Here is a 13,739-nt window from a genome sequence, read left to right as displayed (position 1 = left end):
CTCAGGCGACCTCGGCTTGCCCAATGGGGGACTTGTTTGAGGCAGGCGCGCCGGCCTGCACGAGACGGGTGACGGCGTCCTCCAGCGAGGCGCCGGCGACGGTCAGATCGTCGACGGTTTCGTCGCGGACCAGGAGCTCGCGCAGGGTGGCGGGGGCCGAGGTGGTCAGCAGCGTGACCCGGCCGCCATCGCGGCTGACGCCGGTGACCCGGGCCAGGTTCGAGAGTTCGGCGTCCGACAGGCGCGTGCGACAGCGAATGGCGACGCCCGACACCCGGCTCTTGATGGCTTCGGGCGAGCCGTCGGCGATGACCCGGCCGTGGTCGATGACCACGATGCGGTCGGCCAGGGCCTCGGCCTCGTCCAGGTGGTGGGTGGTCAGCAGCACGGCCGCGCCCCGGGCGATCTCGGCCCGGACCGCGGTCCACAGGCCGCGACGGGCGTCGATGTCCATGCCGGTGGTCGGCTCATCCAGCACCAGGAAGTCCGGGCGGCCGGCGATGGCCAGGGCGAACTGCACGCGGCGCTGCTGGCCGCCGGACAGCGCGCCGCAGCGGCGACGCTCCAACCCTTTGAGACCGGCCAGACGGAGGGTCTCGTCCAGCGAACGAGGCTTGCGATAGTAGCCCCGGAACAGGTCGACCTGCTCGCGGACGGTCAGGGTGCGCGGCAGGCCGGCCTCCTGCAGCATGACCCCCATGCGGCCCCGGGCGGCGACGTCGCGCGGATCGCCGCCGAACAGGCTGGCGGTCCCGGCGTCGGGGCGCAGGCGGCCGGTCAGCAGGGCGACGCTGGTGCTCTTGCCGGCCCCGTTGGGCCCAAGCAGGGCGACGCACTGGCCAGGATGGATGTCGAGATCCAGGCCGTTCAGGGCCAGGGTCGCGCCGCGTCGCTTGACTGCCTGGCGCAGCATCGCGATCGGTTCGGAAGGTCTGGATGACATGGGTGGCTCCCTCGTTGTGAAGCCACCATGCCGCCGTCCGACGCGGTCCATCAGTGCCGCGCGTCACGGGCGCCACATGACAAACGTCACCCTTAAGTCATCCAAGGCCAGGTTTTCGCGGAGCCCCCTCGCCGCGCTCGCGTTTTCACAGCGCGAGTATCCGTGAGGCAGCGTCATGACCACCTCTTCCTTCCGTCGGGACACCATCACCCGGCCGATCTACCAGTGGGCCAAGGGCGTGCTGCCCGCCCTGTCGGAAACCGAGCGCGACGCGATCGAGGCCGGCGACACCTGGTGGGACGCGAACCTGTTCACCGGCGATCCGGACTGGAACGAACTCCTCTCGTACCCGAAGCCGACGCTGAGCCCCGAGGAGCAGGCGTTCTTCGACGGGCCGGTCAACGCCCTGTGCGCCATGCTCGACGACTGGCGCATGACCTGGGAGACGCGCGACCTGCCGCCCGAGGTCTGGGACTTCCTGAAGCGCGAGAAGTTCTTCGGCATGATCATCCCGAAAGAGTTCGGAGGCCTGGGTTTCTCGGCCTTCGGCCATGCCGAGATCGTCCGCAAGATCGCCACCCGCTCCACCTCGGCGGCGGTGACGGCGATGGTGCCCAACTCCCTGGGCCCGGGCGAACTTCTCGTGAAGTTCGGGACGAAGGAACAACAGGACTACTGGCTGCCGCGCCTCGCCGACGGCCGCGAGGTTCCGGCCTTCGGCCTGACCAGCCCCGAGGCCGGCTCCGACGCCGGCGCCATGGTCGACGAGGGCGTGGTCGTTCGCGGGACGTGGAAGGGCGAGAACGTCCTGGGCGTCCGTCTGAACTGGCACAAGCGCTACATCACCCTCGGCCCCGTCTGCACGGTTCTGGGCCTGGCCTTCAAGCTGCGTGACCCCGACCGCCTGCTGGGTGGGGAAGAGGACATCGGCATCACCTGCGCCCTTGTGCCCACGGACACGCCTGGGGTCCGCATCGGCCGTCGCCACCTGCCGGCTTTCCAGACCTTCCAGAACGGTCCGAACTGGGGCCAGGACGTCTTCATCCCGCTCGATCTGATCATCGGCGGGGCCGAGCGCGCCGGCCAGGGCTGGAAGATGCTGATGACCGCCCTGGCGGCCGGGCGCGGCATTTCCCTGCCCGCCATGGCTGGCGCGGCGGCGGCCTACAGCGCGCTCACCACCGGCGCCTATGCCCGCGTGCGCAGCCAGTTCGGCATCGCCATCGGCAAGTTCGAAGGGGTGCAGGAGCGTCTGGCCCGCATCGCCGGCAACGCCTACCTGGTCGACGGCGCGCGGCGGCTGACCTGCGCCGGCCTGGATCTCGGCAAGCATCCGTCGGTGATCTCGGCGATGATGAAGTCGGGCGCGACCGAGCGGATGCGCGTCGTGGTCAACGACGCCATGGACGTCCATGGCGGCAAGGCGATCATGGAAGGCCCGCGCAACTACATGGGCAGCCAGTATCGTGCGCTGCCGGTCGGCATCACGGTCGAGGGCGCCAATATCCTGACCCGCAGCCTGATGGTGTTCGGCCAAGGCGCGATCCGGGCCCATCCCTACATGCTGAAGGAGATCCTGGCCCTTGGCGATCAGGACGAGGCCAGGGGCCTCGCGCAATTCGACGAGACCTTCTGGAAACATGTCGTCCACGCCTTGCGCAACGGCCTGCGCGCCACGGCCCGCGCCTGGACCGACGGCGCCCTGGCCCCCGCGCCCGACGCCGGCCGCGCCGCCCGCTTCTATCGCAAGCTGGGCCGCTACAGCGCCGCCTTCGCCCTCACCTCTGACATCGCCCTGCTGACCCTGGGCGGCGAGCTGAAGCGCAAGGAGATGCTGTCGGCGCGTCTGGGCGACATTCTCTCCGAGATGTACTTCCTGTCCGGCGCCCTGAAGCGCTGGGAGGACGACGGCCGGCCGGACGCGGATTTCCCGCTGCTGCAATGGTGCGCCGAGACGGCCTTCGCCACGATCGAGCAGCGGCTGGACGAGGTGTTCGCCAACCTGCCCAACCGCCTGGCCGGCTGGCTGCTGCGCGCGGCCGTACTGCCGTTCGGCGCGCGTCGTCGCGGTCCGTCGGACCATGTCACCCGCGCCTGCGCCGACCTGATCCTGCATCCGTCCGCCACCCGCGACCGTCTGGTCGAAGGCGTCTATGTCGGCGGCAAGGATGAGGCGATCGGCCAACTGATCGACGCCTTCGAGCGCGTGGTGGCCACCCAGCCGATCCATGACCGGCTGAAGGACCAGGGCGTGCGCCACTGGAAGGACGGCCTGGCCAAGAACCTGCTGACGCCCGACGAGATCGCGGCGCTCGACGCCGCCGATCAGGCGGTAGCCGCCGTGGTCGCGGTCGACGACTTCGCGCCCGAGCAGATCTCGCCCCGTCCAGCGGAAACGGCCCAGCCCGCCAAGCGACCCAAGCCGATCGCCGAGCCCTCCGTCGTCACCGAACCCCGCTCCTTCGGCGAGGGCTCGACGGCCTAGAAAACCGAGCGGTACAACGTCAGGGACGACTCTCCGTGAGTCCCTGAAAGGTCGGCCGGTCCATGCATGCGCAGAGAATCCTGGTGACCGGCGGCGCCGGCTTCGTCGGCTCGCATCTGTGCGACCGGCTGCTGGAGACCGGGGCCGAAGTGCTCTGCGTGGACAACTACTACACCGGCTCGCGCCAGAACGTGGCCCAGAACCTGACCAACCCGCGCTTCGAGCTGCTGCGCCACGACGTGACCATGCCGCTCTATGTCGAGGTCGACCAGATCTACAACCTGGCCTGCCCGGCCAGCCCCGTGCACTATCAGTTCGACCCCGTCCAGACGACCAAGACCAGCGTCCACGGGGCGATCAACATGCTGGGCCTGGCCAAGCGGGTGAAGGCCAAGATCCTGCAGGCCTCGACCTCGGAAGTGTACGGCGACCCCAGCATCCACCCCCAGGTCGAGAGCTACTGGGGCAACGTCAATCCGATCGGCATTCGCTCCTGCTATGACGAGGGCAAGCGCTGCGCCGAGACCCTGTTCTTTGACTACTGGCGCCAGCACAGGCTGCGCATCAAGGTGGCGCGGATCTTCAACACCTACGGCCCGCGCATGCATCCGAACGACGGGCGCGTGGTGTCCAACTTCATCGTCCAGGCGCTGAAGGGCGAGGATATCACCCTCTATGGCGACGGCGCCCAGACGCGCTCGTTCTGCTATGTCGACGACCTGGTCGACGGCCTGATCCGGCTCATGAACACCGGCGACGAGGTGACCGGCCCGATCAATCTGGGCAATCCCGTCGAGTTCACGATGAGGCAGTTGGCCGAGCTGGTCTTGGAACTGACCGGCAGCAAGTCGGACCTGGTCCACCGCCCCCTGCCCTCGGACGACCCGCGCCAGCGCCAGCCCGACATCACCCTGGCCAAGCAGGTGCTGGACTGGACCCCGACCGCCCCGCTGAAGGTCGGCCTGATGCGAACGATCGAGTATTTCGACGGGCTGCTGAAGACGGCTTAAGCGCTTCGCCGCCGCTCCCGCAGACTTTCAAAGCAACATCGAGGACGGCGCCGAACTTGTCCGAAGCGCCCTGCTCGCCTAACAGCCGGGCATGATCCGTTCCGCGTTTCTGATCGCCCTGCTTTCCGCCGCCTCGACGCCGGTTCTCGCCCAGGCCCAGGAGGTCGAGGCGATCTCGGTCTGGGGTCGCCGCGCCAACGACTTCGGCCGCGCGACGTCGGCCAGCGAGGGCCGCATCGCCTACGCCGATTTCGCCGTGCGCCCGCTGCTGCGTCCGGGCGAGTTGATCGAGGCCGTGCCGGGCCTGGCCGCGACCCAACACTCGGGCGCGGGCAAGGCCAACCAGTATTTCCTGCGCGGCTTCAACCTTGACCACGGCACGGACCTCTCGGCCTCGCTGGACGGCGTGCCGCTGAACCTGCCCAGCCACGGGCACGGCCAGGGCTATCTCGACCTCAATGTCCTGACGCCGGAGTTCGTCCACGACATCGGCTTCAAGAAGGGTCCCTACTCGGCCGAGAACGGCGACTTCGCCACCGCCGGCGCCGTCGCCTTCGAGACCGCCGACCACCTGCACGGCGACGGGCTGCAGGCCTGGGTCGGCGAGAACGACTATTACCGCGCCGTCGGCTCCAAGGCCCTGAGCCAGAACCTGCTGGTCGCAGCAGACGTCTCGACCGCGCGCGGCGCCTGGTCGACGCCGGAGGACCTGAAGAAGATCAACCTCCTGGGCCGCGCCCTGGTCGGAGGCTGGTCGATCACCGCCCTGGCCTACGACGCCGACTGGAACGCCACCGATCAGATCCCGCGCCGCGCGGTCGAGGATGGGCGGTTGGGCTATCTCGACGCGGTCGACAAGACCGACGGCGGGAACACCTCGCGCTACATCCTGTCGGCCCGCCGCCGCGACCTGCTGCGCGGCCTGGACACCGTGGTCTATGTCCAACGCTACAAACTCGACCTCTATTCGAACTTCACCTACTTCCTCGACGACCCGGTCCATGGCGACCAGTTCGAGCAGGTCGACCAGCGCTGGATCTATGGCGGGTCGCTGACCAAGCGCTGGAGCCTGAGCGACGGCTGGAGCGCCCGCGCCGGCGTCTCGGCCCGCGTCGACGACATCGGCAAGGTCGGCCTCTACCGCACCACCGCCCGCGTGCGGCGCGAGACCGTGCGCCAGGACGCCCTCACTGAGTGGTCGACGGCGCTGTGGGGCGAGGCCTCCAAGTCCTTCGGCAAGCTGGACGCCACCTTCGGCCTGCGCGCCGACGCCATGGGCGCGGACGTCAAGGCCGGCGATCCACGCAACGCCGGCGACGTCAGCGACCTGCTGGTCAGCCCCAAGCTGGCCCTGGCCTGGCGCCTTTCGAAGACCTTCGAGCTCTACGCCGACGCCGGACGCGGCTTCCACTCGAACGACGCACGGGGGGCGGTGATCACGGTCGATCCGGTCACCGGCGATCCGGCCGAGCGGGCGCCGCTGCTGTCGCCGTCGGACGGCGCGGAGCTTGGCCTGCGCTGGAAGCACGACGGCCTGACCCTGACGGCGGCGGCCTGGGCGCTGCACGTCGATTCCGAGCTGGTCTATGTCGGTGACGGCGGCTTCACCGAGGCCGCCGGCGCGACCCGGCGCGAGGGCGTCGAACTTCTCGCAGATTGGCGGCCGACCGCGCGCCTGAACCTGACGGCGTCCTATGCCGGAACCCACGCCCGCTTCACGAATGGCGACCGCATCCCCAACGCTGTCAGTTCGGTGCTGAGTGCCGGCGCCAGCTGGAAGCTGGGCCAGGCCTCGACCGTCTCTCTGACCTGGCGCCGCCTCGGCGCCGCGCCGCTGATCGAGGACAATTCCGTACGCTCGCGGCCTACCGGCCTGGTCAATGCGCTGTTCGTCCAGGATTTTGGCAAGGCCAGCCTGATGGTCGAGGTCCTGAACCTGACCAACAGCAAGAAGGACGACATCGCCTATTCGTACGCCTCGCGCCTTCCCGGCGAACCTGCGGACGGCGTGGACGACGTGCATTTCCACCCCGTGGAGCCCCGTGCCGCGCGCCTCGGCATGAAGATAAATTTCTGACACACTACGGCGAAAATGGGGTGATTTTCTTCCGCGCCCTGCCAAGGTCGCAGCGGGGTTTAGTCAGGGTTCTGAGGGGCAGAATTTGTCAAGACATTCTATTCGCTACGCTGTGGCCGGCGTCATCGCCGCCGCGCTCTCCGTCACGTCTCTGGCTTCTGGCGCTCACGCCGACGCCATCAAGCAGACAAAGGCGCCGTTCGACGACAAGTTCCGCCAGCTTGAAGGCGAGGACTGGCCGACGCCGACCGACTACCGCAACGCCGCGGGCGCGCCGGGCTATCGCTACTGGCAGCAGAAGGTCGACTACGACGTCGCCGTTCACCTGAACGAAGACACCAAGCTGCTGACCGGCAAGGAAACGATCAACTACAAGAACAACTCGCCGGACAACCTGCCTTATCTGTGGCTGTTGCTGGACCAGGACTATAAGCGCGACTCGATCAGCAAGCTCACCGAGACCGTCTCGGGCGACTCCATCAGCCTGGGCCAGGTGCGCCGCATTCAGCGCATGAAGGAATGGGAAGGCGGCTTCACTATCAAGTCGGTGAAGGACGCCTCGGGCCGTCCGCTGAAGTTCACCGTCGTCGACACGCTGCTGCGCGTCGACCTGCCCACCGCCGTGCGCGGCAATGGCGGCGAGACCAAGATCACCATCGAGTGGTCGCTGCCCATGGTCGAGAACAAGGTCGTCGGCGGCCGCAGCGGCTATGAGTGCTTCACCGGCAAGGGCGAGGACGGCAACTGCATCTACGAGGGCGCCCAGTGGTTCCCGCGTCTGGCCGTCTATTCGGACTATGAAGGCTGGCACAACAAGGCCTTCCTCGGCTCGGGCGAATTCACGCTGGAGTTCGGCGACTATCGCGTCGCCCTGACCGTGCCGTCCGACCACGTGGTCTCGGCCACGGGCGTGCTGCAGAACCCGGCCGCCGTGCTCAGCCCCGCCCAGCGCGACCGCCTGACCAAGGCCCGCACCGCCGCCGAGCCGGTCTATGTCGTCACCCCCGAGGAGGCCCTGGCCGCCGAGAAGGGCAAGGCCACGACCGAGAAGACCTGGGTGTTCTCGGCCAGCAACGTTCGCGACTTCGGCTGGGCCAGCTCGCGCAAGTTCGTCTGGGACGCTCTGGGCGTGAAGCAGGAAGGCGACGCCGCCCATCCGCTGGTCATGGCCATGTCGTTCTTCCCGAAGGAAGCCCGCCCGCTGTGGGACGCCTATTCGACCAAGTCGATCGCCCACACCCTGAAAGTCTATTCGGACTTCACCTTCTCCTATCCCTACCCGGTGGCCCAGTCGGTCAACGGCCCGGTCGGCGGGATGGAGTATCCGATGATCTCCTTCAACGGCCCGCGGCCGACGAAGGACAAGAAGACCGGCGCCCTGACCTATACCGAGCGCGCCAAGTACGGCCTGATCGGCGTGGTCATTCACGAAGTCGGCCACAACTACTTCCCGATGATCGTCAATTCGGACGAGCGTCAGTGGACCTGGATGGACGAGGGCCTCAACAGCTTCCTCGAGTTCCAGGCCGAGGTGCAGTGGGACAAGAAGTTCCCGTCGCGGCGCGGCGAGCCCAAGGACATCGTCGAGTACATGGTCAGTCAGGACCAGGTGCCGCTGATGACCCAGTCGGACTCGGTCATCCAGTTCGGCCCGAACGGCTACTCCAAGCCCGCCACCGCCCTGGTCATCCTGCGCGAGACGGTCATGGGCCGCGAGCTCTTCGACCGCGCGTTCAAGGAGTACGCCACCCGCTGGCGCTTCAAGCACCCAACGCCGTACGACTTCTTCCGCACGATGGAAGAGTCGTCGGGCATCGATCTCGACTGGTTCTGGCGCGGCTGGTTCTATTCGACCGACCACGTCGACATCTCGCTGGACAAGATCGTCAAGGCCCGCCTCGACAGCGGCGATCCGGACGCCGAGGCCGCCGTCCGCAAGACCCGCCAGGGCACGGAGCCGGAATCGCGCACGGCCGCCAACAACAAGGCGCCGACGGTCATTGATCGCGACCCCAAGGTTCGCGACTTCTACGATCAGACCGACGAGTTCACCGTGTTCGACAGCGCCCGCAAGAAGGCCAAGTCGGCCCGCGAGGACATGACCCCGGAAGAGCTGGCCGCCCAGGACTTCAAGGACAACCTCTACCGCTTCACCTTCCGTAACATCGGCGGCCTGGTGATGCCGGTGATCCTGAAGATGGACTTCACCGACGGCACGACGGAGACGGTCCGCATCCCGGCCGAGATCTGGCGCAAGAGCTCCAAGCAGGTCACGTGGCAATACGTGTCCGGCAAGGAGCTGAAGGGCGCCGAGCTCGACCCGCTGTGGGAAACCGCCGACGCCGATCGCGGCAACAACGTCTATGACGGCGCCATCACGCCGACGACGCTGAAGATCATGAAGTTCCCCGAGATGGGCAACCGCATGAAGGACGCCAATCTGAAGGTCGAGCCCGGTGGCCTCGCCACCTTCCCGGCCCCCGATCCGAAGAAGGACGGCGACAAGAAGGACGAAGGTCCGAAGTGATCGCGCGCGCGGTCGCCCTTATCGCGGCGGCGGGCCTCGCGCTCGCCCCGCTCCCGGCGGCCGCGCATCGCGGCCACGGCGCGCTGAGCGTCGTGGAGATCGACGCCAAGACCGGCGCGGTCAGGGTCAGCCACCGGATCCCGGTGCACGACGCCGAACCAGCCCTGGCCCTGATCGCCCCGGACGCCCAAGCCAGCCTCGACGATCCCGAGGCTATCGAGGCCCTCAAGACCTACATGCTGCGCACCTTCGCGGTGGCGGTGAACGACGCTCCGGTCGACCTCGTCCTAAAGGACATGACCCTGGGGGCGGACGAGGTGCGTTTCGAATATGCCGGCAAGATCGCCCCCGCGGACGCCGGCGCCGCTGTCGAGGTCCGGGCCGCGATGTTCGCCGACGTCTATGGCGATGAAGCCAACCAAGTGAACATCCGCCGCCTCGGCGTGACCCGCACCCTGGTGTTCAACGGCGCCGAAGCCGCCCTCCCCCAGACGCTGGACGCGGTCGACGCGGCCAACTGAGGCCCGACATGACAAACGTCACCTCGCGCGCCTGACGCCCGGCACTGCAACGCTTTGAGTCGTTCCGGCAGGGTCCTCGCGACAGAGGAGACCTTCCATGACCTTCACGACCCGCCGCGCCGCCCTTCTGGCCGCCACGGGCCTGGCCGCCCTCAGCACGGCCGCCGTCGCCCAGACCACGACCCCTGCCCCGACGACGCCCGCGCCGGCCAAGAAGGAGCAGTCGACCCAGGTTCAGGGCGTGACCATCACCGCTCCCTCGGCCCAGGACATCAAGACCGCGATCGACCGTCGCAGCTACAGCCTGGGCAAGGACCTGCAGGCGACCACCGGCTCGGTCGCCGACATGCTGCGCAACGTCCCCTCGGTGCAGGTCGACGTGCAAGGCAATGTCAGCCTGCGCGGCGATCCCAACGTCACGATCATGATCGACGGCAAGCCTTCCGGCATGTTCCGGGGCGACAATCGCGGCCAGGTGCTGCAGCAGATCCCCGCCAGCCCGTTCGAGCGCGTGGAGGTGATGACCAATCCCTCGGCCGCCTTCAGTCCCGAGGGCTCGGCCGGGATCATCAACCTGATCACTAAGCAGCAGCGCGGCGTCGGCACGACCGGTTCGGTCCGCGCCAACATGGGCACACAAGGTCGCAAGAACGCCAGCATCAGCCTGGCCCGCAACACCAAGAAGCTGACCCTGTCGGCCGACGCCGGCTGGCGTCGCGACAAGGCCAAGGGCGGCATCCAGGACGATCGCTCGCGCCTGGATCCCGTCACCGGCCGCTACGCCGACAGCCGCCAGAAGGTCGGCTTCAACAGCCACGGCCAGTCGCATAACGCCCGCGCCGGCGTAGACTACGACCTCGACAGGCAGACCCGCCTCAGCGCCGAGGCGCGCTACAACGACACCTCCTACAGCTCCAGGGCCGGCTCGTCCTACGAGGGCAAGGACGTCAATGGCGCGCCGGTCGTCCGTTACCAGCGCCTCAGCGACGGCAAGATGAAGAAGTCGGTGGCCGGCCTGTCGGGCGACCTGCGCCGCAAGCTCTCCGGCGACGAGCATGAGTTCACCCTGCACACCAGCGTCGAGCGCACCCGTGACCGCCAGCTCACCGACGCCAACGGCTTCAACCAGCTGCCGACGGTCTCGAACTATGTCGAGCATGTCAGCATCGGCGACGAACTGGTCCAGAGGCGCCTGAAGGCCGAGTACAAGCGTCCCCTGCCCGGCGGCGCCAAGCTCGTGGCGGGATACGAACTGCAGGTCGACAACAACGACTACGACAACTACGGCGCTCGCGGCCCGACGGGCGGCGCCCTGGCGGTCGATCCGGCCCTAACCAACCAGTTCAAGTACGATCAGGCCGTCCACGCGGTCTACGCCACGGTCAGCCGCCCGATCGGCGACCTGACCATCATGCCGGGCCTGCGGATCGAGGAGGTCACGATCGACACCAACCAGGTCACCTCGAAGCTGAAGGACAGCTACGACTACCTGCGCGCCTATCCCTCGCTACACGTGCAGTACAAGCTCGACGACACGCGCCAGATCAACGCCAGCTACAGCCGCCGCATCCAGCGCCCGACCGCCCAGGACCTGAACCCGTACCGGATCTACCAGGACCCCTATAGCTACCGGCAGGGCGACCCGCGCCTGAAACCGCAGACCACGGACTCGTTCGAGGTCGGCTATCAGCTGCGCAAGGGCTACAATTACTACCAGGGCACGCTCTACTACCGCGAGGCTCGCGACGGCGTCACCGACGTGATCCGCGACATCGGCGACGGCGTCCTGCTGACCACCAAGGCCAACCTCGCCAAGAGCCGCAGCGGCGGCCTGGAACTGGTCGCCAACGCCCGCCTGACGCCCAAGATCTCGTACACGATCAGCGGCAACGCGTTCTGGAACGAGATCGGCGCCACCGACCTCGGCTTCCCTGACAAGCGCTCGGCCTGGACCGTCTCCGGCTACGCGGCCCTGAACGTGCAGGCCACGCCCAAGGACTTCCTGCAGATCAGCGGCTTCGCCACGGGCAAGCGCCTGACTCCACAGGGTTACAAGGAGCCGACCGGCATGCTGCTGCTGGGCTATCGCCACAAGTTCAACGACCGTGTCTCGGGCGTCGTGACGGTGCAGGACGCGCTGAAGACCTTCGGCGACAAGCTGGTCATCGACACGCCGGCCCTCAAGGGCCGCCGCGCCCTCGACCTGGACCTGCGGGCCGTCTTCGTCGGCGTCACCTACAACTTCGGCGGAACCGGCGCCCCTGACCCGCGCCGACGCCGCGAGCCGGCCTTCGACTTCCAGACCAACCCCGGCGGCGTCGGCCCGATGTAGGCCCATTGCTCGGCGACCGGCCCCGCGACGATCCGTTGCGGCGGCCGGCCTCATCCGCTCACTTCAGCGAAAATGGCACCCAGCGGCGGTCGTTCTCAAGAACCTCGAAAGCCCGATCGACGGGCGGAAACGCCCGCTGTGGGCAGTCGGTCCGCTCGCAGATCCGGCAACTGACGCCGATGGGCGCCGAGGGGCCCGTCAGGTCCAGGCCGTCGGCATAGACCAGCTGATCGGCGTATTGCGCCTCGCACCCCAGACCCAGGGCGTAGCGGCGATCGGCCTGCAGATAGGCGCCGGACGACTTCACCACGCCCTTGGCGACGCAGACATAGCGCAGCCCGTCTGGCATCTCGGCCAGTTGCACCATCCAGGCGTCGGGCCGGCTGAAGGCGTCGTGGACGTTCCACATCGGACAGGTCCCGCCAAAGCGGGCGAACTGGAAACGGGTGGCGCTGTGGCGCTTGGTGATGTTGCCCGCCCGGTCCAGCCGCACGAAGTAGAACGGCACGCCCCGAGCGCCCGGCCGCTGCAGGGTGCTGAGCCGATGGAACACCTGCTCCAGGCTCGTCTGGAAGATCAGGCTCAGTTGTTCGATGTCGTGGCGCTCGCGCCGCGCGGCCTCGCGGAAGCGGCCATAGGGCAATAGCAGGGCGCCCGCGGCATAGTTCAGCAGCCCGGTGCGGCAGACCTGGGCGGCGCTCTCGCTGCGGAACGACGCGGCCTTCAGCTCGGCTTCGACGACATCCGCCAGGGTCATGGCCGCGATCTGATAGGCCATCTGGAAGCTGCGCGTCGCGGCCGGCTGCGCCGCGCCCAGGAGCAGCCGCCCCGTCTCCGGCTCGAACCGGCGCAGGAGGTCGAACTCGCGCGAACGCTCCACCGTCACGCCCAGGCGCTGGGCCAGGTGACGCTCCAACGCTCGCTCGCCGTCGCCTTCCTCCAGGCCCAGCTCACCGGCCAGGACTTCCGCGGCGACATCCAGGGCGTGGACGTAGTTGTCCTTGTAGTGGAAGAAGTCGCGCACCTCCTCATAAGGAAGCTGGGCGCTGGCGGCGACACGCTCATCCAGCGACACGGCTTCCTCGGTCTGCTTCAGGCGCTCGTCCAGCTGTCTGTAGGCGCGATGCAGCGCCAGATAGGTCCGCGCGAATTGCGGGGCGTTGGTCACGACCTGCTTGATCTCGCCCAAGCCTGGCGTGTCGCCGCCGCTGACGGGATCGGCGACCGCTTCGCGCAGGTCGGCGATCAGACGCTGATCATCGGCGGCGTCCAGGGCCGTGGCGTCAACCTCGAACACGCGCATGGCGTCGATCAGCACCCGCGCGGTGACCGGCCGCTGATTGGCTTCTATCTGAGAAAGATAGCTTGGCGACAGGCCCAGCCGGATGGCGCAAGCCTCCAGCGTCCAGGCCCGCGCCTGGCGCAGCAGCCTCAGCCGCGGACCAATGAAAAGCTTTTCACGCATCTTCGCAACTTTGCAATTTTGCAGAAATCGCCATCGCAGCCGATCCGACAATGCCCGAAACTATGAGGGTTAGTCTGGACGATTTTCTCAACTTCGCCAAATTGCGATGTGTGAATGGCGTTGCCACTCCATCTTCCATGTCTGGATTCGCCTCTCCTCCAGGGGCGACCATCTTCTTTTCCGGGGCGTGCGCGTTGCAGCAAATTCTCGAGGAACTCGACCGCCGTCGCGCGCAGGCCAGGGCCGGCGGCGGTGAGGCGCGGGTCGCCGCCCAGCACGCCAAGGGCAAGCTGACGGCGCGCGAGCGGATCGACCTGCTGCTGGACGAGGGCTCGTTCGAGGAGTTCGACATGTTCGTCGAGCACCGCAGCGCCGACTT

9 protein-coding genes are annotated in these 13,739 nt (G+C 67.7%); 7 read left to right on the top strand and 2 right to left on the bottom strand.

Annotated elements, in window-relative coordinates; genetic code table 11:
• Window position 1: 1 nt before the first annotated feature.
• Window positions 2-994 (bottom strand): ABC transporter ATP-binding protein, encoded by a 993-nt coding sequence (locus tag AC1RNC_RS05580; RefSeq protein ID WP_492884437.1) that lies wholly within the window; start codon window positions 992-994, stop codon window positions 2-4.
• A 124-nt stretch (window positions 995-1,118) separates the two neighbouring features.
• On the opposite strand from AC1RNC_RS05580, the gene AC1RNC_RS05575 reads away from it, so the two are divergent.
• From AC1RNC_RS05575 to AC1RNC_RS05550, 6 genes are all read left to right on the top strand, one after another.
• Window positions 1,119-3,428: an acyl-CoA dehydrogenase gene (locus AC1RNC_RS05575; RefSeq protein WP_492884435.1), complete on the top strand. Its 2,310-nt coding sequence runs from the start codon at window positions 1,119-1,121 to the stop codon at window positions 3,426-3,428.
• A 62-nt stretch (window positions 3,429-3,490) separates the two neighbouring features.
• Window positions 3,491-4,438 carry a UDP-glucuronic acid decarboxylase family protein gene (locus tag AC1RNC_RS05570; RefSeq protein ID WP_492884433.1) on the top strand — a complete coding sequence of 316 codons (948 nt, stop codon included), beginning with the start codon at window positions 3,491-3,493 and terminating at the stop codon, window positions 4,436-4,438.
• Between the two features lie 91 nt (window positions 4,439-4,529).
• On the top strand, window positions 4,530-6,515 hold the full coding sequence (locus tag AC1RNC_RS05565; RefSeq protein ID WP_492884431.1) for a TonB-dependent receptor: 1,986 nt from the start codon (window positions 4,530-4,532) through the stop codon (window positions 6,513-6,515).
• A gap of 85 nt (window positions 6,516-6,600) precedes the next feature.
• Complete coding sequence (locus AC1RNC_RS05560) at window positions 6,601-9,042, top strand: M1 family metallopeptidase (protein WP_492884429.1); 2,442 nt, start codon at window positions 6,601-6,603, stop codon at window positions 9,040-9,042.
• Entirely contained in the window at window positions 9,039-9,563 is a 525-nt protein-coding gene (locus tag AC1RNC_RS05555) for a DUF6702 family protein (protein WP_492884427.1), read from the top strand. Before AC1RNC_RS05560 ends, AC1RNC_RS05555 begins: the two co-directional genes overlap by 4 nt.
• Window positions 9,564-9,660: 97 nt before the next feature.
• Entirely contained in the window at window positions 9,661-11,895 is a 2,235-nt protein-coding gene (locus AC1RNC_RS05550) for a TonB-dependent receptor domain-containing protein (protein WP_492884425.1), read from the top strand.
• Window positions 11,896-11,953: 58 nt separating this feature from the next.
• Here AC1RNC_RS05550 and AC1RNC_RS05545 read toward each other — a convergent pair whose 3' ends face one another.
• Window positions 11,954-13,360, bottom strand: a complete 1,407-nt coding sequence (locus AC1RNC_RS05545; protein ID WP_492884423.1) for a helix-turn-helix domain-containing protein — start codon at window positions 13,358-13,360, stop codon at window positions 11,954-11,956.
• A gap of 194 nt (window positions 13,361-13,554) precedes the next feature.
• On the opposite strand from AC1RNC_RS05545, the gene AC1RNC_RS05540 reads away from it, so the two are divergent.
• The coding region (locus AC1RNC_RS05540; RefSeq protein WP_492884422.1) for a carboxyl transferase domain-containing protein at window positions 13,555-13,739 on the top strand (185 nt) is incomplete at its 3' end.

It is taken from the genome of Caulobacter sp. GW822-FHT01G02 (assembly GCF_058802865.1).
This window is presented reverse-complemented; position numbering and strand designations above follow the sequence as displayed.